This is a genomic window from Nocardioides sp. GCM10028917, from assembly GCF_042666175.1.
Classification (GTDB): domain Bacteria; phylum Actinomycetota; class Actinomycetes; order Propionibacteriales; family Nocardioidaceae; genus Nocardioides.
This window is the reverse complement of record NZ_JBHTFL010000007.1, coordinates 556,488-577,033: the sequence shown is the minus strand read 5'-3', so window position 1 is coordinate 577,033 and position 20,546 is coordinate 556,488. Positions and strand designations below refer to the sequence as shown.

Here is a 20,546-nt window from a genome sequence, read left to right as displayed (position 1 = left end):
GTACGACGGGGGGGTGAGGAGGCCCACCCAGATTGGTGCTGGCAGGCTCCGGCCGATACGTTGAGCCTCATCCTGTGGTCGGGGTCACACACGCCGGCGACCACGTGTGCAAGCGTCGGCGTCCGGCGATCCCGTGACTGCCGCTGCCTGATTGTGAGGAGAGTGCGTTGTCCGATCCTGTGAGTTTCGGCCCCGACCTTGCGGACGTCTTCGGACCGTCCCAGTCCGACGGTGGACCCGACCTCGTCCAGCTGCTCACGCCCGAGGGCGAGCGCGTCCACCACCCCGAGTTCGACCACGACTTCTCGGCCGAGGAGCTCCGCGGGCTCTACCGCGACATGGTCCTCACCCGGCGCATCGACGTCGAGGCCACGGCCCTCCAGCGCCACGGCGAGCTCGGCATCTGGGCGCAGCTGCTCGGCCAGGAGGCCGCGCAGATCGGCGCCGGCCGCGCGCTGCGTCCCCAGGACTACGTCTTCCCGACCTACCGCGAGCACGGCGTCGCCTACTGCAAGGGCGTCGACCCGCTGCGGCTGCTCGGCCTGTTCCGCGGCGTCGACCAGGGTGGCTGGGACCCCAACGAGAACAACTTCGGGCTCTACACGATCGTCATCGGCGCCCAGACCCTGCACGCCACGGGCTACGCCATGGGCATGCAGCGCGACGGCGTCGTCGGCACCGGCGACCCGGAGCGCGACGCCGCCGTGATCGCCCACTTCGGCGACGGCGCGTCGTCCCAGGGCGACGTCAACGAGGCGTTCATCTTCGCCGCCTCCTACAACGCGCCGGTCGTGTTCTTCTGCCAGAACAACCAGTGGGCCATCTCGGAGCCGATCGAGCGCCAGACCCGGATCCCGCTCTACCAGCGCGCGCTGGGCTTCGGCTTCCCGGGCATCCGCGTCGACGGCAACGACGTGCTGGCGACGTACGCCGTCACGAAGGCCGCGCTCCAGCGGGCGCGCGAGGGCAACGGCCCGTCGTTCGTCGAGGCCTACACGTACCGGATGGGCGCGCACACCACGACCGACGACCCGACGCGCTACCGCCTCAACGACGAGCTCGAGCACTGGAAGCTCAAGGACCCGATCGAGCGGCTCAAGGTCTACCTGCGCCGCAACGGCCTGGTGGACCAGCAGTTCTTCGACGACCTCGACGCCGAGGCCAAGGAGCTGGGCCACCACCTCCGCGAGGGCTGCAAGGCGCTGCCCGACCCCAAGCCGCTCGACCAGTTCGGCTACGTCTTCAGCGAGATGACCGACGAGATCGCCGCCCAGCGCGACGGCTTCGCCGCCTACCTCGAGTCGTTCGAAGGAGCCCACTGAGATGAGCGCCACCCAGAAGATCACCCTCGCCAAGGGCCTCAACATGGGCCTGCGCAAGGCCATGGAGGACGACGACAAGGTCCTGCTCATGGGTGAGGACGTCGGCAAGCTCGGCGGCGTCTTCCGCATCACCGACGGCCTGCAGAAGGACTTCGGCGAGGACCGCGTCATCGACAGCCCGCTCGCGGAGTCCGGCATCGTCGGCACCGCGGTCGGCATGGCGCTCCGCGGCTACCGCCCGGTCGTGGAGATCCAGTTCGACGGCTTCGTCTACCCGGCGTACGACCAGATCGTCTGCCAGGTCGCGAAGTACACCTACCGCTCGCAGGGCAAGGTGAAGATGCCGATCGTCATCCGCATCCCGTTCGGCGGTGGCATCGGCGCGGTCGAGCACCACTCGGAGAGCCCCGAGGCGCAGTTCGCGCACACCCCCGGCCTCAAGGTGGTGGCCTGCTCCAACCCGGTCGACGGCTACTGGATGATCCAGCAGGCGATCGCCCACGACGACCCGGTCATCTTCCTCGAGCCCAAGCGGCAGTACCACGCCGACAAGGCCGAGCTCGACGAGACGGCGACGCCCGAGCCGCTGTTCACCTCGCGCGTGGTCCGACCGGGCTCCGACGCGACGGTGCTGGCCTACGGCCCGACCGTGAAGACCGCGCTCAAGTGCGCCGAGGCCGCCGAGTCCGAGGGCCGCAGCCTCGAGGTCATCGACCTGCGCACCCTCTCGCCGCTCGACATGGCCCCGGTCTACGAGTCCGTACGCCGCACCGGCCGCTGCGTGGTCACCCACGAGGCGCACGTCAACCTCGGCATGGGCGCGGAGCTCGCGGCCAGGGTCACCGAGGAGTGCTTCTACTCCCTCGAGGCCCCGGTCCTGCGCGTCGGCGCGTTCGACACGCCCTACCCGCCCTCGCGCATCGAGGAGGAGTACCTCCCCGACCTCGACCGCGTGCTCGACGCCGTCGACCGAAGCTTCTCGTACTGATGGGCTCGCTCCGCTTCGCCGTGTCCGCGTCGCCGCAGGGCGGCGCCTTCGTCGTCGTTGCCGCGCCCTCCCCCGCTTCGCTCCTCCGGGCGCAGTCCTCCTCCTGCAGGCGCCGCCGCGACGCGGACGGCTCCCGAGGTCGCGTCCTTGCCCGAAAGGTTCTGTGATGTCTGAGTTCCTCCTCCCCGACGTCGGCGAGGGCCTGACCGAGGCCGAGATCGTCGCGTGGAAGGTCAAGGTCGGCGACACGATCGAGATCAACGACGTGATCGTCGAGATCGAGACCGCCAAGTCGCTCGTCGAGCTGCCCTCGCCGTTCGAGGGCACCGTCCTGGCGCTGCTCGTCGCCGAGGGCGAGACCGTGCCGGTCGGCACCCCGATCATCTCGATCGGCGCCGAGGGTGAGGCCGCTCCGGTGGCCCCCGCCTCGACCCCGGCCGAGCAGACCGAGTCCGACCCGTACCTCGGGATGGCCGAGAAGGCGGGTGCGGCCCAGGTCGACCCTGCCGACATCGACCTGTCCAACCCGGCCGCGTCCGGCTCCATGGAGGGCGCGTCCCTGGTCGGCCGGATCAAGGCCGAGCGTGGCCCGATGCGCCGGGCCCGTCGCGGTTCGGCGTCCCCGAGCACCGAGGCCGGCGCCCAGACGCAGATGCAGGTGCAGGGTGCGTTCGCCCCCGGCGGCGCCCAGTCCGACGAGGTCATGCCCGCCGACGAGTCCCCGGTGCCGGCCACCGACCAGCGTCCCGCGCCCGCCGCTGCCCCCGCCGAGGCGCTCGTCCCGGCGGCCGCGCAGGCCGAGCCCGGCGCCGTACGCGCGTTGGCGAAGCCGCCGGTGCGCAAGCTCGCCAAGGACCTGGGCGTCGACCTGGGCGTCCTCACCGGCTCGGGCCCGTCGGGCTCGATCACCCGTGACGACGTCCAGGCCGCTGCGTCGCACGGCGGTGCGTCTGCCGCCGCTGCGTCATCCGGACCCGCACCCATCCGTACGCCTTCGCATGACGCACGGCCCGGCGAGCGCGAGACCCGCGAGCCGATCAAGGGCGTGCGCAAGATGATGGCGACGGCGATGAGCCAGTCGGCGTTCACCAGCCCGCACGTCACCGAGTGGATCACCGTCGACGTCACCGCAGCGATGCAGCTCGTCGCGCGGCTGAAGAAGCGCCCGGAGTTCCGCGACACCCGGGTCAGCCCGCTGCTCCTCCTCGCCCGCGCGGTCATCCTCGCGATGAAGCGCACCCCGGAGATCAACTCCTTCTGGGACGAGGCGGCACAGGAGGTCGTCTACAAGCACTACGTCAACCTCGGCATCGCGGCCGCCACGCCGCGCGGTCTGGTGGTGCCCAACGTCAAGGACGCCGACGTCCTCTCGATGACCGAGCTGGCCCAGGCGCTCGGCGAGCTCACCGCCACCGCCCGCGACGGGAAGACGCAGCCCGCCGAGATGGCAGGCGGCACCTTCACGATCACCAACGTCGGCGTCTTCGGGGTCGACGCCGGTACGCCGATCATCAACCCGGGCGAGTCCGCGATCCTCTGCTTCGGCGCGATCAACAAGCGTCCGTGGGTCGACGAGGAGACCGGCGAGATCGTGGTCCGCGACGTCACCACGCTGGCGCTGTCGTTCGACCACCGCCACATCGACGGCGAGAAGGGCTCGCGCTTCCTGGCCGACGTCGCCGGGATGCTGCAGGACCCGGGCACGGCCCTGCTCTTCTGACCGACCGGGCGCTTCGTGCCCGTCAGGCCCATCGACCGGGCGCTTCGTGCCGCAACACGGGCACGAAGCGCCCGCTCGGCGTCTCGGACGGGCACGAAGCGCCCGCTCAGCGGGCGTGCCAGGCCGCCAGCACCTCTGCCTCGCGCTCGGGGGTGAGCGCGGTGACGGGGGAGTCGAGGCAGCCCGGAGCGGTGTCGGCCAGCGACCGGAGCCGCAGCCCGGCCGCGACGGCCGGGCCCGGGTCGTGCGCCAGCATGCCGTCGTACTCAGGCCGCGGCAGCCACAGCGGGAGCGAGCCCTCGCCGGCCCAGGGTGCGACCTGCTGGCTCTCGAGGAAGGCGCTGTCGACCCACGTGAGCCGCGGGTCGATGGCGCCTACCCCGGCCGCGACCTGCGCCAGCAGGTCGCCGAACGGCACGGGCTCGCCCACGGCGTCGTACGTCCCCGTCGTCCGCGCCTCGGCCAGCACGAGCAGCCACGCGGCGAGGTCGCGCACGTCGATCACCTGCACGACGTCGTCGGGCCGCCCCGGCGCCAGCACCTCGCCGCCCCGAGCCAGCCGCTGCGGCCAGTAGGAGAAGCGCCCGGTCGGGTCGCCGGGGCCGACGATCAGGCCGGGACGGGCGACGACCGACGACGTCGCACCTGACTGCACGGCCTGCTCGCACGCCACCTTCATCCCGCCGTAGGCCTCCGGGTCCACCGCCAGGTCCACGTCCGTGGTGATCGGCTCGAGCAGCGGCTCCATCGCGGGCGACGAGTTGTCGGCGTAGACGCTGATGGTGGACACGAAGACCCAGTGGGCGTACGACGTCGCCGCCACGGCACTGCGCGCCTGCGACGGCAGCCGCGTCACGTCGATGACGGCGTCCCACGCGCCGTCAGCCACCGCGGGACGCGGCGCGTCGGCGCGGTCCCACGGCAGGTGGGTGGCGCCCTCCGGCACGGGTCCTGACGCGCCGCGACAGGCGCAGGTGACGTCCCAGCCGCGTGCCACCGCCTGCAGCGCGACCTCGCGGGACAGGAACCGGGTGCCGCCGAGCACGAGGAGCAACATGTGAGCCACTCCACCGCCTCGCCCAGCGCCCGGCAAGGGCGGTTCGCTGTGGGCGCAACCGGCCGCTCCTTTTGTCACGACGGGCGTCGGACTGCGACACTGGACCCTCCGTAAGGGTGAGTAGAGGAGTGTGCGGATGGCTCAGGACGCCGCCACGGCTGCTTCCGGCGAGCCGCCCACCACTGCGGCCCTGCTGGCACGTGCCCAGCAGGTGGCCGACCAGCTGGTCAGGGAGGCACGCGAGGAGGCCGAGCGCCTCACGGGCGACCTCGCCACCCTCCGTGAGCAGGCCCGCCTGCTCACGGTGGAGACCGAGCGCGACCGCGCCGAGGCCGGCCGGGCCCGCAGGCAGGCCGAGGAGGTGCTGGCCGGCGCCTCCCAGGAGGCCGCCATGATCGTCATGGACGCCAACGAGCAGGCCGGCCTCCTGATGAGGTCCGCCGAGAGCGCCAGGGACCAGCAGGTCGAGGCCGCCAGGACCGAGAGCGACAAGCTCCGTGCCCAGGCGCAGGACGACGCGGCTTCCCTCCGCGCCGAGTCGCAGGAGCTCCGCGACACCGCGGCCGGCGAGAAGGCCGAGCTGCTCGAGGGCGCGCGGGCCGAGGCGGAGGCCACGCTCGCCGGCGCCCAGGAGACCGCGGCCCGCCTCGTCGAGGAGGCGCGCACCGCCGGGCAGCAGCTCCTCGACTCCGCGACCGCCGAGGCGGAGTCGCTGCGGGCCAGCGCCTCCACCGAGTCCGCCCGGATGCGCGACGAGGCCTCGCTCCACGTGGAGGAGCTGCGCCGTACGACCGGGGCGGAGGTCGATCGGATGCGCCGGGCCGCCGAGGAGATGCTGGCGGCCGCGCGCACCGAGAGCGACGAGAAGCTCCGCCACGCAGCCGAGCAGACCGCATGGGCCACCCAGACCGTGGAGTCGGTGCTCGCAGGCGCGGCGACCGAGGCCGAGTCCATCCGCAGGTCCGCCCACGCCGACGCCGGTGACCACGCCCGGCTCGCCCGCCAGCGCGCCCACGGTGTCATCGCGGCGGTCAACGGCCGGATGGCGCTCGAGCTCGCCGAGGCCAGGCAGCGGGCCGAGGAGATCACCCAGGACGCCTCCCACACGGCGGCCGAGCGGAAGGCCGAGGCCAAGGCCGTCCTCGAGCAGGCCGAGACCGAGGCCGCCCGGATCGTCGCCGACGCGACCGACGAGTCCGAGCGGGCGGTCGAGCGGCTCGAACGTCGTCGGGCCGAGGCCGAGACCGGTGCGGCCAGCCTGCGCTCGCTCGTCGCCGAGGAGGTCACCCGCAGCCGGGCCGAGGCAGCCGAGGACCGTCGCCGTGCGCGCGAGGAGTCCGTCGCGCTCGTCGCCGAGGGCCGTGCCGAGGCCGACCAGCTCCGCGACAGCGCCCGCCGCGCACTCGAGCGGGCCCGGGCCGAGATCGCGCAGCTCAAGGAGCAGCGCGACACCATCGCAGCCGAGCTCGGCCAGCTCTCCGGCGTCATCGCCGCGCTCTCCGTGCCCGAGCGCGCACAGGGCGGCGCCGAACCCACCGACGCTGCCCCCAGCGACCCCCACGACCCGCTACCTCCCACACCCCCGTCAAGCCAGGAGACCCCCGATGCCTGAAGAGATGTTCACGACCGTGCGCCGCGGCTACGACCCGGGCGAGGTCGAGCGCGCCGTGGGGCAGGCACAGGCGGAGGTCGCCGACCTGCGCCGCCGGCTCGAGGCGGCCGAGGCGGCCGCCGAGACGGCGAAGTCCGAGGCCTCGGCATCCCGCGAGGCGCTCGTCGCGCGGGAGTCGCAGCAGCCCGAGGCGCCGTCGTACGAGCACCTCGGTGAGCGCATCGGGCAGATCCTCTCGCTCGCCGAGGCCGAGGCCGCCGAGGTCCGCGACCGGGTCCTCGGTGAGGTCGAGACCATGCGCAAGGAGGCCGAGCAGGAGGTCGGTGCCCTGCGCGCCGACGCCGACCGGTACGCCGAGGACACGCGCCGCGACGCCGACGCCGAGGGCGCCCGCGTCCTCGCCGACGCGCGCAAGGCCGCCGACGGGGAGCGGGACGCTGCCGAGCGCGACGCCTCCGCGCGCCGTGCCGAGGCGGAGGCCCTCTACGAGGACCAGCGCGCCAAGGCCGCCCAGGCAGCCGCCGACTTCGAGACCACGCTGGCCGAGCGTCGCCAGAAGGCCACGGCCGAGTTCCAGGCCCAGCAGGCCGCGATCCAGGCCGAGCTCGACGCGATGGCCGCGCGCAACAAGGACACCGAGGCCACCCTCGAGCGCAACCGGGTCGAGGCCGAGGAACGCATCGCTCGCATGCTGGCCGACGCCGAGGAGAGGTCGACGACCATGGTGTCGGAGGCCCGCACCTCCGCCGACCGCGTACGCGCCGAGTCCGAGCGTGAGCTCGCCGCCGCGGCCCAGCGCCGCGACAGCATCAACGCGCAGCTCTCCAACGTCCGGCAGATGCTCGCCACCCTCACCGGCACGGTGCCCGGGGTCGTCGGCCTGTCCGACGCGCCTGCCCCCTCGACCACCTCCCCGCACGGCGACCCCGTCGCCGACGCGGCTCGCGAGGAGTCGGACGCGCCTGAGACCGCGGACGGCGTCGACGAGCAGGACGACACGCCGGACGACACGCCGGACGACACGCCGGACGACACGCCGGACGGCTCCGAGGAGCGGTGAGCCAGGCGGGTTTCGCCGCTCGGAAACCCGCCTCACGCACCGCTCGGGTGGCGACACGCCTCGACACGCCGGACGGCTCCGAGGAGCGGTGAGCCAGGCGGGTTATGCCGCTCGGAAACCCGCCTCACGCACCGCTCGGGCGGCGACACGCGACGACACGCCGGACGACTCCGAGGAGCGGTGAGCCAGGCGGGTATCGCCGCTCGAAAACCCGCCTCACGCACCGCTCGGGCGGGTAGGAGCCGTCAGAGGTAGCGCCGCGCCCGCTCGTCGGCCGACCCTGGCCCGGAGGCCAGGAGCGCGCTGAGCTCGTGCTCCAGCACCGCGCCGACGCGGCGGCAGAACTCCTCGGGCTCGTCGGCCGCATCGGGCTTCTCGGTGACGATCCGGTCGACGACGCCGCGGCGGTGGAGGTCGATGGCCCGCACCTGCTGGGCCCGCGCCATCTCGGCCGCGTGGTCGAGGTCGCGGTGCACGATCGCGGAGGCGCCCTCGGGTGGCAGCGGTGACAGCCACGCGTGCTGCGCCGCGACGACCCGGTCGGCGGGCAGCAGGGCGAGCGCGCCACCACCGTTGCCCTCGCCGAGCATCAGGCACAGCGTGGGCGCGTCGAGGGTGACGAGGTCGGCCAACGAGCGGGCGATCTCGCCGGCCAGGCCGCCGTTCTCGGCGTCGGCCGAGAGGGCGGCCCCCTGGGTGTCGATGACCGTCACGAGCGGCAGCCCGAGCTCGGACGCCAGCCGCATCCCGCGCCGGGCCTCGCGCAGCGCCTCGGGTCCCAGCGGGTGGTCGGTGGTCTGGCCGCGTCGGTCCTGGCCGAGGAAGACGCACGGCGCCTCGCCGAAGCGCGTGAGCGCGATCAGCAGCCCCGCGTCGCGCTCGCCCTGCCCGGTCCCGTTGAGGGGTACGACGTCGCTGGCGGCGTAGCGCAGCAGCCGTCGTACGCCCGGCCGGTCCGGGCGCCGTGACCGGGTCACACAGTCCCACGCGTCGACGTCCGGCACGTCCTCGTGCCCGGGGTCGGCGACCGGGGCGACGCCCTCCCGGGCGGCCATGAGGATGCTGAGCGCGCGGTCGAGGATCTCCTTGATCTCCTCGGGCGGCAGGACCGCGTCGATGATGCCGCGGGCGTAGAGGTTCTCCGAGGTCTGCACGCCCTCGGGGAAGGGCCGGTCGTAGAGCGCCTCGTAGACCCGGGGGCCGAGGAAGCCGACGAGCGCGCCCGGCTCGGCGACGGTGACGTGCCCGAGCGAGCCCCACGACGCCATCACGCCGCCGGTGGTGGGGTGGCGCAGATAGACGAGGTAGGGCAGGCCAGCCGTGCGGTGCGCGGCCACAGCGGCCGAGATCCGGACCATCTGCACGAAGGCCGGGGTGCCCTCCTGCATGCGGGTGCCGCCGCTCACGGGTGCCGCCACGAGCGGCAGGCCCTCGCGGGTCGCCCGCTCGATGCCGGCGACGATCCGGTCGGCCGCGGCCCGTCCGATCGACCCGGCCAGGAAGCCGAACTCGCCCACCAGCACGGCGATGCGCCGTCCGTGCATCCGCGCCTCGCCGGTCAGCACCGACTCGTCGACGCCCGACTTCTCGGCCGCGGCGGCCAGCTCGGCGGCGTACGCCTCGCCGACGCCGTCCCGCGACGGAGCGGTGTCCCAGGAGGACCAGGAGCCCTCGTCGAGGACCAGGTCGATCAGGTCGTGGGCGGAGAGTCGAGCCATGCGGGGAGGGTATGCCTCGCAGGTGTCGTGACGGGGACGTCGTCCCTCCTCAACCGGCGGAGGGCACCCCGGGTCGCGGTGTCCGGTCGCCGGAGATCCAGCGGCGGAAGAAGGCCGAGAGCTCCCGCCCGGTCTCGGCCTCCCAGTGGTCGTAGACCTCCGTGCGGGACGCGGACGTGTTGTCGTTGTCGGCCAGCCAGGACCGGGCGACGGCCCAGAACTCGTCGTCGCCGAGGTCCCTGCGCAGCTCGTTCCACATGAGCGCGGGTGGGTAGTAGATGTTGGAGCTGCCGAACTGGCGCCGGTCGTAGGCACCCGGCGGGCCGTACTCGTCGCGCAGCTGCTGGTCGACGGAGCGGGCGCCGCGCAGGCTCTCGCGCAGCGGCCGGATCCCGTGCTCGTCCTCGTAGACCCACTGCAGGAGCATCGTCATGCCCTCGTTGAGCCAGACGTCGCGCCAGTCCGACGGCGAGACCTGATCGCCGTACCACTGGTGGACGATCTCGTGCGCGACCACCGGGGACGACAGCACGTAGTCGTTGGTGCCGAGGGTGACCATCGTCTGGGTCTCCATCGCGCTCTGCGAGTCGGTGACCACGAGGCCCAGCGAGTCGAAGGGGTAGTCGCCGAGCCTGGTCTCGACCCAGTCGACCGTCGCGGCCGCCGTCTTCACGGAGCGGAGCGGCCGCTTCATGCCGCGCGGCGTCCAGTAGTCCACCCGCAGACCGCCGTCCGAGGTGTTGCTGCTGTGGGCGTAGGGACCGATCGCGAGGGTGATGAGGTAGGAGGACGCCGGCTCATCGAGCTGCCACGACGTGGTCGTGCCCTCCGCGTCCCTGGTGAGCTCGGTGAGCTCGCCGTTGGCGATGCCCGTCCACCTCGGCGGGGCGTGGACGGTGATGTCGTAGAGCGCCTTGTCGGACGGGTGGTCGTTGACGGGATACCAGGTGTAGGCGCCGTAGGGCTCCTGCATCGTCCACACCTCGCCGGCGCGGGTCACCGTGAAACCGGTCTCGCTGAAGTCGCCGCGCGTGGTCGGGGCAGGGGCGGGCTCGGGCGTGCCGACGTAGTCGAGGCTGAGCTCGTAGCGCTGGTCCTCCTCGATCGGCGCGCGGAGCACGAGGTCCTTGCCGCGACGCAGGACGCGGACCGGCGCGCCGTCGAGCGTGGCGGCACGGACGGCGAGCGGCGCCCCGAGGTCGAGCTGGAAGCGCGGGGCGGTGCGGGCCGCGCGGAAGGTGATGACCGCCCGCCCGGTGAGTCGCTCGGCCCGCGGTTGCCACTTCAGGTCGAGGTCGTAGTGGAGCGCGTCGACCCTGGGGTCTCCGACGGCGGGGTAGACGCTGTCCTCGCGCGGGGTCGACACGGCCAGCTCGAGGTCCTGCTCCTCAGGGTCGCTCACCACCGGCCGGGACGCGGACCGGGTCGACGCCTCGTCGCTGGGCGGCTCCTCCTCGGACGGCGCTGCGGCGGCGGGGTCCTCCCGCTGCCGGTCGGGCGCGGTGGACCCGCCGGAGCCGGAGCATCCGGCCAGGACGGCGAGGGACACCCCCGCCGCCACACCGCGCAGGCGGTGGGACCTCACCGCTCACCGCGCAGCAGCGGGCGGGCGAGCTTGCGACCGTGGTGGATCTGCGCCTTGACGGTGCCGAGGGGGGCGTTCACGAGCGTGGCGATCTCGTCGTACGGCAGGCCGTAGACGTCGCGCAGCAGGAGCGGCTCGACGAACTGCGGGTGCTCCTTCTCGATGGTCTCCATCGCCTCGAGCAGGTCGAGGCGGGTGCCCGCGATGACGCTGGTGGTGCGCGGGTCGGGACGGTCGTGGGAGCCGTCCTCGAAGTCGGTCGGCGTGGCGAGGTTCTTCAGCCGGCGGTACGTCGTGCGCGCGCTGTTGACCGACACGATGTGCAGCCAGGTGGTGAACCGGCCGCGGCCGCCCCACGAGGCGATCTTGGTGGCGACGTTGAGCATCGCCTCCTGGCAGGCGTCCTCGGCGTCGCCCGAGTAGGGGAGCACCCCGCGGCAGATGTTCAGCACCCGCGGACGCACCGCGCCGAGCAGCTGCTCGAGCGCGTCACGGTCGCCGTCCTGGGCGCGTCGCGCGAGGTCGTCGATGTCGTCCGGCGCCAACGCGTCGCCCGGGTCCCCCGAATAGTCCACCCCTGCACGATAATGCCCGGGTGTCCGCTCCCTCTCGTCTCGGTCGTTACCCGGTGCGTCGTCGCATCGGGTCGGGAGCGTTCGCGACCGTCTGGCTCGCCTACGACGAGCACCTCGACAGCGCGGTCGCGATCAAGGTCCTCGCGGACAACTGGGCCGGCGACCACCACATCCGCCAGCGCTTCCTCGAGGAGGGCCGCTTCCTCCGCAAGGTGGAGTCGCCCCACGTCGTGACGGTCTACGACGCCGGCGAGCTGGAGGACGAGCGCCCCTACCTCGTGATGGCGTACGCCGACCAGGGCACGCTGGCCGACCTGATCGAGCTCTCGCCCCTGTCGCGGTCGCAGGCGGTGTCGGTGATCTTGCAGGTCGGTCGCGGGCTCACCGCCCTCCACGACCGCGGCGTGCTGCACCGCGACGTGAAGCCCGCCAACGTGCTGTTCCGCACCGTGGAGAACGGCCGCGGCGCGCACATCGTGGCGATGCTCGGCGACCTCGGCCTCGGCAAGGCGATGGACATGTCCTCGCGCCTCACGATGGCGGGTGGCACCCCGTCGTACGTCGCCCCGGAGCAGGCGCTCGGCGAGGGGCTCGACGCGCGGGCCGACCAGTTCTCGCTCGCCGCCCTGAGCTACCACCTGCTGACCGGTCGCCAGCCCTACGCCCACGCGAGCCTCGCGGCCGCCGAGAATCCCGCTCCGCCCGCGCCGATGGAGATCGACAACCCGGCCGCGGAGGAGGTGGTCCTCCGCGGCCTGGCCAAGGACCGGGAGGACCGGTTCCCCGACGTCGCCTCGTTCACGGCAGCGCTCGCCGAGGCGCTCGGCGACGAGGTCGACGCCGCGCCTGCGGCCTGGATCCCCGCCGACCCCGACCTGACCCGCCCCGCTGCCGGCACCGAGGCGACCGGGCAGGCGAGCGACCCGCCGTCGACCGCCTCGCGTGGCCGGCGTCTGCGTCGGTGGTCGTGGGTGGCGGCCGCAGTCCTGGCCCTGCTCTTGGGGACGGGTGCCGGTTGGGCGCTGGAGCGGACCGGGACCTCCGAGTCCACGGTCGAGGACGTCGAGGGCCTGATCGAGGTGACGGTCCCCGATGCCTGGACCGCCCAGGTCGACCCCGAGCACTGGTCGCCGGTCGAGGGGCGGCCCGAGCAGCCGTCGCTCGCCGCGGGCACGAGGTCGGGCTGGAACTCCGACGACGACCCGGACGAGGGTGTCTTCGTCGGCATCCTGCCCGGCGACAAGCTGCCCTCCCGGGTGCCCGGCCACGCAGCGTGCCCGGTCCAGCGCGGGCCCTACTTCGACGAGAACAGCGAGGGCGACGAGATGATGACGGTCTTCTTCAGCGGGTGCCCGGGCGTCGACTGGATGGTCGAGCGCATCATCCGCGTCAACCACAACCAGCTGCTCTGGGTGCAGATCCGCAGCCACGAGCGCCGCGTCGCCACCCGAGTCATGGAGTCGGTGGAGGCTCTCGGGTTCTGATCGCCCGCTCAGCCGAGCCGGATGCCCGACCCGACCCGGGAGATCAGATCGGCCATGCCCGGGTCGTCGACCTCGCGGCCGGTGACGGCGATCTCCACCTGGGCGTTGTCGGAGCCGGTCAGGTCGAGCCACCGCAGGTAGCCGTGGCGCAGGTGGTTGGACGTCACGAAGGAGAAGTGCAGGCTGTCCTCGGTCTGTCCGAGCACCTGGACGTTGCTCTCGTCCTCGCGGAGCTCGTCGAGCCGTCGGTCGAGCGTCCACCCGATCGACCGGCGGTTGCTCAGCACCTGCTCGACCCGCAGGACGTAGCCGAAGTCCGGCTGGGCGGGCGGTCGCCACTGCCACTCGTTGAGCGAGTTCTCGGAGAACGTCCAGCCCTTCGGGACCGGCAGCGTCATCCGGAAGTCGCCTGCCCCGACCGACTGGGGCATCAGCGGGATCCCCTCCGCGAGCGGCGGGGTGCCGGGATCGGGCAGCAGCTCGGGGACCGGGTCGATCGGCAGGCTGGGTGAGGCGGGGACCGGGGCGGCCGTCCCGCCACCCGACGGGTTCTCGCCCAGCGCCCAGGACACGCCAAACCCCGCCGCGACCCCGATGGCGAGCAGCAGCGCGAGCACTGCCGTCCCCCGCCAGTTCACGGCCGCCAACCTAGTCCGTGGGGGTGTGCTCAGCCGACAGGCCCGCCGCCCGCCCCCTCCATGCCCTCGGCCACCCGCCGGATGAGGTCACGCGTGCCTGGGACGTCGGCCTCCCGGCCGTGGACCACGATCTCCACGTCGGCCTGGCCGCTGGCGTCGAGGTCGAGCCACCGCATGAAGCTGTGCCGGGCGTTGCCCTCGTTGCTGCGGTAGGTGTACTCGAGCGTCTCGGCGCCGCGGTCGACGATGACCACGTCGTCCTGCTCGGCACGCAGGCGCTCGATCCGGATGTTGATGGCGTCCTCGATCGTGATGTCCTGGCTGTTGATCTGCTCGATCCGCATCACGTAGGTGTTGTTGGACGTGCCGGGCTTCTTCCACTTCCACTCGTTGCTGGCGTTGGCGTTGGTGCTCCAGCCGACGGGCGCGGGAAAGGTGATCTCGAACTTGCCGGTGCCGACCTTCTGCGGGGCCAGCGCGATGCCGGGGTCGAGCGGAGGGTCGGTCGGATCGGGCACGGGGGGCTGGGGCGCCTCGACCGGCATCTCCGGTGCCTCCGCGGGGACGGGGGTGGGCACGCCGGAGCCGATCGAGCCGTCGCGGCTCTGTGCGGACAGGGCGTAGCCGCTCCCGGCACCGATCGCCAGGAGCGCGACCAGTGCTACAGGCCCCCGCCACTCCACGGCGCCATCATGTCAGGCCGGCCGGGTGGTCTGGTCCATCGAGCCGCGCCGGTGCGGTCGACGGCTGCCGGGAGCACCATCGGGAGATGGGCTCCCGGTGGGCGTTGCGAGCGGGCCGTGCCTTCGACGGGGCGCGGTTCCTCCCGGACGGCGCGACGGTCCTCGTCGAGGGTGAGCGGATCGTCGGCGTCGAGGCCGCCGCCTTCCGGACGCCGGACGACGTACCCGTCACCGACGTCGGGGGTGGCACCCTCCTGCCCGGGTTGGTCGACTGCCATGTCCACCTCGTCGCGTCGGGAGCGTTCCCGGGCACTCCCGGAAGCCTGGAGTGGGCCGGCACGGCCGCCGCGGCGGCGGCGGACGAGGTGGTGACGGCCGGCCTGCGGGCGCAGGTGGCGGCCGGTGTGACCAGCGTCCGCGACCTCGGCGACGCTGGCTACCGCGTCCTGGAGCACCGCGGACGCGAGGGCGAGGGGCTGCCGCGGGTGGTGGCTGCCGGTCCACCAATCACGATCCCGCTGGGGCACTGCTGGTTCCTCGGGGGTGACGTCGACCCGGACGACCCCGCCACAATGGACCGCGCAGTGGCGGAGCGGGTGGAGCGCGGCGTCGACGTCGTCAAGGTGATGGCGAGCGGCGGGTTCCTGACGCCCGGCAGCGACATGCTCGGCGCCCAGTTCGACGTCGCGCCGCTGCGTCGCCTGGTCGGCGCCGCCCACGCTGCCGGCCTCCGGGTCGTCGCCCACGCCCACTCGGTCGCCGGGGCGGAGGTCGCGACCGACGCCGGGGTGGACGGGCTCGAGCACTTCACCTGCATGAGCGAGGGCGGGGCCGACCCGCCCCCCGCCCTGCTCGCCCGCGTCGCGGACGCGGGTCTCACCGTGTGCCCGACGCTGGGCAACGACCCGTCGCGGTTCCCGCCGGTGTCGGCCATGCCGCCGCACGTCCTCGAGATGCTCCAGCGGGTCGGGATCACCGACCGCGACGAGCACTTCGCGCGGGTCGCCGCGAACTCCGTCCGCCTGCGCGAGCACGGCATCCGCGTCGTCTCCGGCCTCGACGCCGGCGCGATGCCCGCGAAGCCGCACGGCCACCTGTGGCGCTCGGTCGCCGAGCTGGTGGGGGGCGGGTGGCCGGTCGACGAGGCGCTCGCGACCGCGACCTCGGTGGCCGCCGACGACTGCGGCATCGACGCCGGACGTCTCGCGACCGGCCGGCTCGCCGACCTCCTCGTCGTCGACGGCGACCTCGCGGCCGACGTCACGATGCTGTCCCGCCCGCTCGCGGTGTGGGTGGGCGGGGTGGCGGTCGAGCGGTGAGCCGCACCTCCTAGCGTGGACCCGTGCTGATCCGCAACGCCCGCCTCGTCGCCGTCACCGAAGCCGTCCCGGGACCCGTCGACGTACGCCTCCACCAGGGTCGGGTGGTCGCGCTCGGACCGTCGCTGACCGGTGACGAGACGTCGTACGACGCGGCGGGGCGCTGGCTGATGCCCGGGCTCTGGGACCAGCACGTGCACCTTGGCCAGTGGACGCTCGCGTCCGCGCGGCTCGACCTCGGTACCGCCCGGTCCAGCGCCGAGGCCGTCGCGCTCGTGCGTGCGCGGCTGGAGGAGCGGCCCGACCTGCCCGTCATCGGGTGGGGGCACCGGCCGACCGCGTGGCCCGACAACCCCACGGTCACCGACCTCGACGCCATCGGGACCGACCAGCCGATCGTGCTGATCGCCGGCGACGGCCACCACGGCTGGCTCAACACGATCGCGCTCCACGCGCTCGCCCTGCCGATCCGCGACAGCGTGGTCAGCGAGGCCGAGTGGTTCATGGCCTACGGCCGGCTGGCGTCCGTCCTGGGCCAGGACGGCACCGGGCCCGACGCCTACCGGCGCTCCATGGAGGCCGCGGCGGCGCAGGGCGTGGTGGGGCTCGTCGACCTCGAGTTCAGCGGCGGCGTCGCCGACTGGGCCGAGCGGTGGGCCGGCGGCGCCGACCTGCTGCGGATCCGCCACGCCTGCTACGCCGACGGGCTCGACGACGTGCTCGCCCGCGGTCTGCGCTCCGGTGACCCGCTCGCCGACGACCCGCGCCTGACGATGGGACCGCTCAAGATCATCAGCGACGGCTCGCTCAACACCCGCACCGCCTGGTGCTGCGAGCCCTACGCCGAGAAGGCCGTGCCCGGGTTCGAGGAGGGGCAGCCCAACCAGAGCGCCGAGGAGCTCCGTGGGCTGCTCGCCCGCGCGGTGGCCGGCGGGCTCGAGGTCGCCGTGCACGCCATCGGCGACCGCGCGGTCACCGAGGCGCTCGCCGCCTTCGAGGAGACCGGCGCCCGCGGCGGCATCGAGCACGTGCAGCTCACCACGCGCGACGACGTACGCCGCATGGCGCGCCTCGGCGTGCGCGCCAGCGTGCAGCCCGCCCACCTCCTCGACGACCGCGACGTCACCGAGCGGCTCTGGCCGGGTCGTGCGGAGCGCTGCTTCCCGCTGCGGTGGATGCTCGACGACGGCGTCGACGTCGTCCTCGGCTCCGACGCACCGGTCTCCCCGCTCGACCCGTGGCTCGCGATCGCCAGCGCGGTCCACCGCTCCGGCGACGACCGCGAGCCGTGGCACCCCGAGCAGTCGATCACCGCCCGCGAGGCGCTCGCCGCCTCGACCGACGGCTGGGGCACGGTCGCGGTCGGGCACCCCGCCGACCTGGTGCTCCTCGACGCCGACCCCCTCGACGGGGCGTCGGACCGCGAGCACGCCCGTCGGCTGCGCTCGTTCGCCGACCACGTGGTCGAGACCTGGGTCGCCGGCGAGACGGCGTACGTCCGGTCCGTGTGACACCGGTCCGGCGCCCCGCTTGGCGGGACCCAGGGCCGCAATCTCGCGCGCTGGTGCTCCGCCACCGGCATGTCGCGCACGACACGCCGGGGAATGACGCCGGGGCCCATCGGGTACGGCCCCACCTTGAACACCACCCGGCCGGAGGGCACGCCGCGGCCCACCCTGGTCTGCGTCCCGGGGCTGGGCCTCGAGGCGGCGGAGTGGCGTACGACGTCCGACGCGTTGCAGCGGAGCGGAGTCGTCGACGAGGTGGTGGTGCGCTCGCTGCCCGCCTACGGCGAGCGCCCGAGCAGCAGTGACGACCTCCGGCCGTCGACCCTGGGTGCGCGGTTGGCCGCGGGACTTCCGGGAGCAACGGTCCTCGTGGGCCACTCGGCGTCGTGCCAGGTCGTGGGGCGAGCCGCCGCGCTCGCGCCGGGCCGGGTCACCGGGCTGGTCCTGGTCGGTCCGACGACCGATCCGCGAGCCCGGTCGTGGCCGCGACTGGTGGCACGCTGGCTGCGTACGGCCGCGCGCGAGCGCCCGGCGCAGGTGCCCTTCCTGGCACACAGCTACCCGCACGTCGGACTGGCAGGGATGGGCCGCGCAATGGAGGCGGCGCGACACCAGGACATCCGCGTGGACCTGCGTGCGGTGCAGTGCCCGGTCCTCGTCGTCCGTGGCCGGCACGACCGCATCTGCCCCGAGCGGTGGTCCCGCGGCCTGGCCGCCGTCGCACCCCCCGGTTCGCACGCCGTGACGCTGCCGCGCGGAGCCCACATGGTGCCCCTCACCGACGGCGAGGTGCTCGCGGAGACGCTGGCCGACTGGCTCGCCGAGCTGTCGCGCGGCGGGGCCTGACGCGCGTTCAGGCCAGCGCGAGCGTCGCGTCGAGGACGAAGGCCGGATCCTCGAGCCGGTCGCCGTAGATCTCCCGGAGCTGGCCGACGCGGTAGCGCACGGTCTGGGCGTGGACGAACAGCTCCTCGGCCACCGCGTCCCGGCGGCCGTGGTTGAGCAACCAGCTGCGGAGCGTGTCGGTCAGCTTCTCGGCCGTCGAGGGGCGCAGGTCGGCGAGAGGGGCGAGCACCCGCGCCCGCAGGTCGTCCCGGGCGGACGCGTCGGCGGCCAGCACCAGCGAGGCGAGGTGCTCGTCGGAGTCGACGAGGCCGTCGATGTCGAGGGCCGCGCACCGCAGGGCCCGGCGGTACGACGCAGCCGCCTCGAGCCACGGCACACCGGGGCCGACGACCGCGTCGGTGCCGCGCAGCGCGCGGAGCAACGTGGCACGTGAGCCGGCCGAGCCCGCGCCGGGCACGAGGAGCGAAGCGTGGCCCTCCGGCAGCCCCGGGACGTCGTCGCTGGGCTGCAGCGTGCCCGGGTCGAGCGCGGTGAGGGCGTGCGAGACCTGCGACTCGGGCAGCACGAGCGCGGTCAGCACACCGGGCGGCTCCCAGTCGGCGCGCTCCGCCGCGGTGGTCACCGCGTCGGTGGTCGCGCCGGTGAGCAGCGCCCGGGCGAGCCGCTCGAGGTTGCGCTGGCGGACCCGCCCGCTGCTCTCGAGCTCGTCGGTGTGCCCGGCGACCGAGGCCGCCGACAGCTCGTCGATGTAGGCGAAGACCAGCTCGGCGAACTTCGCAAGCTGACCGGAGTCGACCCCCGCCTCCACCGCCACGCCCGACATGTCGCGCCACGAGGCGCGGGCCCCGATCCGGTAGGCCGCGAGGAGCGCCTCGACCGTACGTCCGCTGCGGGCCTCGCCGCGCCCGAGCTGGTAGGCGCCCTCGATCGCCGGGGCCTTCGGGGCGTCGACGTCCTGACGGGTGGCGAGGGTGAGGAACCCGCCCAGGGCGAGCTGCACCGCGTTGCGGATCACCTCGCCCATCCGGCCGCTCCAGGCGCCGGCATAGCTGGGCACCTCGTCGATGATGGTGAGCACGGCACTGTCGGCGACCTCGGCGAGGTGCGAGCGCAGCGCGGCGGCCACCTGGGGGTCGAGCCCGACGATGGTCTGTATTTGTGTGGCCGGGCGCACAGGGCGAGTGACCATCGGGACTCCTGAGGTCGGTTTTGTTCGCGACGAACAAGAGTCTAGCCGCGATTCACGTGCGAGGAGCAGGAAGATGTGCCGCTGATCCGGGACATTGGATGTCATGACCACGACTCTCGAGCCGCCCGCACGCGGTGGCGCCCGGAGCCGTCGACTGGCCGACCAGCTCGTCCGCGTCGCCGAGGCTGCCACCACGCCCTACCTCCCGGCCGACTTCATGGACCTCTTCGCGCCCCTGCGTTCGGGCGCCGACCTGCGCGGACGCATCGAGTCGGTGCACCCTGAGACCGCGGACGCCGCCACCATCGTGATCCGCCCGGGTGCCGACTGGGCCGGCCACGTGCCCGGCCAGTACCTCCGCATCGGCATCGACGTCGACGGCGTACGCCAGTGGCGGGCCTACTCGCTGACCCACGGTCCGCGCCGCGACGGCAAGATCTCGATCACGGTCAAGGCCGTCCCCGACGGCCTGGTCAGCAACCACCTCGTCCACGAGGCGCGACCCGGCACCCTGGTCCACCTCGAGCAGGCGGCCGGCGAGTTCGTGCTCCCGCCCGAGGGCGGCAAGTTCCTCATGGTCACGGCCGGGTCGGGCATCACGCCGGTGATCGGCATGCTGCGCAACCTCTTCCCGAGCACCGACGAAGGGGTCCTGCGCCCCGCCCGCAGCGCCGACCACGACATCGTGGTCGTCCACGTGGCGCCCAGCCACCCCCACTCGATCTTCATCCGCGACCTCGAGGCGCTCGACGCCGCAGGCGCGATCCGCCTCGTGGCGCGGTACGACGACGAGCACGGCGTCCTCGACGTCGACCGGCTCGCCGACCTGGTCCCCGACCTCGCCGAGCGCCAGACCCTCGCGTGCGGGCCGGCGGGACTCCTCGACGCCCTCGCCGCGCACCACGACGCAGCCGGTCTGAGCCTGACCACCGAGCAGTTCCGCACCGCCCGCGTCGAGCCCGGTGAGGGCGGCACCGTCACCTTCAGCTCAGGCACGACGCTCGACCTCGACGGGGCGACACCCATCCTCGACGCCGCCGAGGACGCCGGGATGCTGATGCCGAGCGGCTGCCGGATGGGCATCTGCATGGGCTGCGTCATCCCGCTGCGCGAGGGCAGCGTGCGCGACCTGCGCAACGGCGCCATCACCACCGCCGTCCCCGGCGAGACCGGCGACATCAAGGTGCAGACCTGCATCAACGCCGCCGCCGGCCCGTGCCACATCGACCACTGACGCCTGAC

General features: G+C 73.6%; 17 protein-coding genes. 10 read left to right on the top strand and 7 right to left on the bottom strand.

What is annotated here, in order from left to right; all coding sequences use genetic code 11:
* The first annotated feature begins 167 nt into the window (after positions 1–167).
* From pdhA to ACFQW6_RS12160, 3 genes are all read left to right on the top strand, one after another.
* Positions 168–1,322 (top strand): pyruvate dehydrogenase (acetyl-transferring) E1 component subunit alpha, encoded by a 1,155-nt coding sequence (gene pdhA, locus ACFQW6_RS12170; RefSeq protein ID WP_378545188.1) that lies wholly within the window; start codon positions 168–170, stop codon positions 1,320–1,322.
* 1 nt (position 1,323) lies between these two features.
* Positions 1,324–2,310: an alpha-ketoacid dehydrogenase subunit beta gene (locus tag ACFQW6_RS12165; protein WP_378545186.1), complete on the top strand. Its 987-nt coding sequence runs from the start codon at positions 1,324–1,326 to the stop codon at positions 2,308–2,310.
* A 166-nt stretch (positions 2,311–2,476) separates the two neighbouring features.
* The gene (locus ACFQW6_RS12160; RefSeq protein WP_378545184.1) at positions 2,477–4,030 is read left to right on the top strand and encodes a 2-oxo acid dehydrogenase subunit E2; all 1,554 of its coding nucleotides are present in this window, start codon (positions 2,477–2,479) and stop codon (positions 4,028–4,030) included.
* A 106-nt stretch (positions 4,031–4,136) separates the two neighbouring features.
* Here ACFQW6_RS12160 and ACFQW6_RS12155 read toward each other — a convergent pair whose 3' ends face one another.
* Positions 4,137–5,087, bottom strand: a complete 951-nt coding sequence (locus ACFQW6_RS12155; RefSeq protein WP_378545181.1) for an NAD-dependent epimerase/dehydratase family protein — start codon at positions 5,085–5,087, stop codon at positions 4,137–4,139.
* A gap of 136 nt (positions 5,088–5,223) precedes the next feature.
* Here ACFQW6_RS12155 and ACFQW6_RS12150 point away from each other — a divergent pair, with 136 nt between their 5' ends.
* Together ACFQW6_RS12150 and ACFQW6_RS12145 are read left to right on the top strand one after the other, a co-directional pair.
* Positions 5,224–6,699 carry a hypothetical protein gene (locus ACFQW6_RS12150; protein WP_378545178.1) on the top strand — a complete coding sequence of 492 codons (1,476 nt, stop codon included), beginning with the start codon at positions 5,224–5,226 and terminating at the stop codon, positions 6,697–6,699.
* The gene (locus ACFQW6_RS12145) at positions 6,692–7,759 is read left to right on the top strand and encodes a hypothetical protein (RefSeq protein ID WP_378545175.1); all 1,068 of its coding nucleotides are present in this window, start codon (positions 6,692–6,694) and stop codon (positions 7,757–7,759) included. The genes ACFQW6_RS12150 and ACFQW6_RS12145 overlap by 8 nt, the downstream gene beginning before the upstream one ends.
* Before the next feature lie 245 nt (positions 7,760–8,004).
* Here the strand turns inward: ACFQW6_RS12145 and ACFQW6_RS12140 are convergent, their stop codons facing one another.
* The 3 genes from ACFQW6_RS12140 to ACFQW6_RS12130 are packed head-to-tail and all read right to left on the bottom strand — an operon-like array spanning position 8,005 to position 11,637.
* Positions 8,005–9,477, bottom strand: coding sequence for a carboxyl transferase domain-containing protein (locus ACFQW6_RS12140; RefSeq protein ID WP_378545172.1), 1,473 nt, complete (start codon positions 9,475–9,477; stop codon positions 8,005–8,007).
* 49 nt (positions 9,478–9,526) lie between these two features.
* Complete coding sequence (locus ACFQW6_RS12135; protein ID WP_378545169.1) at positions 9,527–11,062, bottom strand: M1 family metallopeptidase; 1,536 nt, start codon at positions 11,060–11,062, stop codon at positions 9,527–9,529.
* Positions 11,059–11,637 carry an RNA polymerase sigma factor gene (locus ACFQW6_RS12130; protein WP_378545166.1) on the bottom strand — a complete coding sequence of 193 codons (579 nt, stop codon included), beginning with the start codon at positions 11,635–11,637 and terminating at the stop codon, positions 11,059–11,061. Before ACFQW6_RS12130 ends, ACFQW6_RS12135 begins: the two co-directional genes overlap by 4 nt.
* A gap of 20 nt (positions 11,638–11,657) precedes the next feature.
* Here ACFQW6_RS12130 and ACFQW6_RS12125 point away from each other — a divergent pair, with 20 nt between their 5' ends.
* Positions 11,658–13,121: a serine/threonine-protein kinase gene (locus ACFQW6_RS12125; RefSeq protein WP_378545163.1), complete on the top strand. Its 1,464-nt coding sequence runs from the start codon at positions 11,658–11,660 to the stop codon at positions 13,119–13,121.
* Between the two features lie 8 nt (positions 13,122–13,129).
* Here ACFQW6_RS12125 and ACFQW6_RS12120 read toward each other — a convergent pair whose 3' ends face one another.
* Positions 13,130–13,759: a hypothetical protein gene (locus ACFQW6_RS12120; RefSeq protein ID WP_378545160.1), complete on the bottom strand. Its 630-nt coding sequence runs from the start codon at positions 13,757–13,759 to the stop codon at positions 13,130–13,132.
* 29 nt (positions 13,760–13,788) lie between these two features.
* Complete coding sequence (locus ACFQW6_RS12115; protein WP_378545157.1) at positions 13,789–14,442, bottom strand: hypothetical protein; 654 nt, start codon at positions 14,440–14,442, stop codon at positions 13,789–13,791.
* 86 nt (positions 14,443–14,528) lie between these two features.
* On the opposite strand from ACFQW6_RS12115, the gene ACFQW6_RS12110 reads away from it, so the two are divergent.
* The 3 genes from ACFQW6_RS12110 (at position 14,529) to ACFQW6_RS12100 (ending at position 18,115) form a co-directional block, all read left to right on the top strand.
* A complete protein-coding gene (locus tag ACFQW6_RS12110; RefSeq protein WP_378545154.1) occupies positions 14,529–15,761 on the top strand; it encodes an amidohydrolase family protein in 1,233 nt (410 codons plus the stop codon).
* A gap of 23 nt (positions 15,762–15,784) precedes the next feature.
* Positions 15,785–17,272 (top strand): amidohydrolase, encoded by a 1,488-nt coding sequence (locus tag ACFQW6_RS12105; RefSeq protein WP_378545151.1) that lies wholly within the window; start codon positions 15,785–15,787, stop codon positions 17,270–17,272.
* Between the two features lie 126 nt (positions 17,273–17,398).
* The gene (locus ACFQW6_RS12100) at positions 17,399–18,115 is read left to right on the top strand and encodes an alpha/beta fold hydrolase (protein WP_378545148.1); all 717 of its coding nucleotides are present in this window, start codon (positions 17,399–17,401) and stop codon (positions 18,113–18,115) included.
* Between the two features lie 7 nt (positions 18,116–18,122).
* Here ACFQW6_RS12100 and ACFQW6_RS12095 read toward each other — a convergent pair whose 3' ends face one another.
* Complete coding sequence (locus ACFQW6_RS12095) at positions 18,123–19,304, bottom strand: helix-turn-helix domain-containing protein (protein ID WP_378545144.1); 1,182 nt, start codon at positions 19,302–19,304, stop codon at positions 18,123–18,125.
* Positions 19,305–19,407: 103 nt separating this feature from the next.
* Here ACFQW6_RS12095 and ACFQW6_RS12090 point away from each other — a divergent pair, with 103 nt between their 5' ends.
* Positions 19,408–20,538 carry a ferredoxin reductase gene (locus tag ACFQW6_RS12090; RefSeq protein ID WP_378545141.1) on the top strand — a complete coding sequence of 377 codons (1,131 nt, stop codon included), beginning with the start codon at positions 19,408–19,410 and terminating at the stop codon, positions 20,536–20,538.
* Positions 20,539–20,546: the final 8 nt, after the last annotated feature.

Coding starts and splice junctions, on each gene's coding strand:
- ACFQW6_RS12160 (WP_378545184.1), top strand. CDS start 2,477: ATGTCTGAGTTCCTCCTCCCCGACGTCGGCGAGGGCCTGACCGAGGCC.
- ACFQW6_RS12110 (WP_378545154.1), top strand. CDS start 14,529: ATGGGCTCCCGGTGGGCGTTGCGAGCGGGCCGTGCCTTCGACGGGGCG.
- ACFQW6_RS12165 (WP_378545186.1), top strand. CDS start 1,324: ATGAGCGCCACCCAGAAGATCACCCTCGCCAAGGGCCTCAACATGGGC.
- ACFQW6_RS12145 (WP_378545175.1), top strand. CDS start 6,692: ATGCCTGAAGAGATGTTCACGACCGTGCGCCGCGGCTACGACCCGGGC.
- ACFQW6_RS12155 (WP_378545181.1), bottom strand. CDS start 5,087: ATGTTGCTCCTCGTGCTCGGCGGCACCCGGTTCCTGTCCCGCGAGGTC.
- ACFQW6_RS12090 (WP_378545141.1), top strand. CDS start 19,408: ATGACCACGACTCTCGAGCCGCCCGCACGCGGTGGCGCCCGGAGCCGT.
- ACFQW6_RS12150 (WP_378545178.1), top strand. CDS start 5,224: ATGGCTCAGGACGCCGCCACGGCTGCTTCCGGCGAGCCGCCCACCACT.
- ACFQW6_RS12140 (WP_378545172.1), bottom strand. CDS start 9,477: ATGGCTCGACTCTCCGCCCACGACCTGATCGACCTGGTCCTCGACGAG.
- ACFQW6_RS12095 (WP_378545144.1), bottom strand. CDS start 19,304: ATGGTCACTCGCCCTGTGCGCCCGGCCACACAAATACAGACCATCGTC.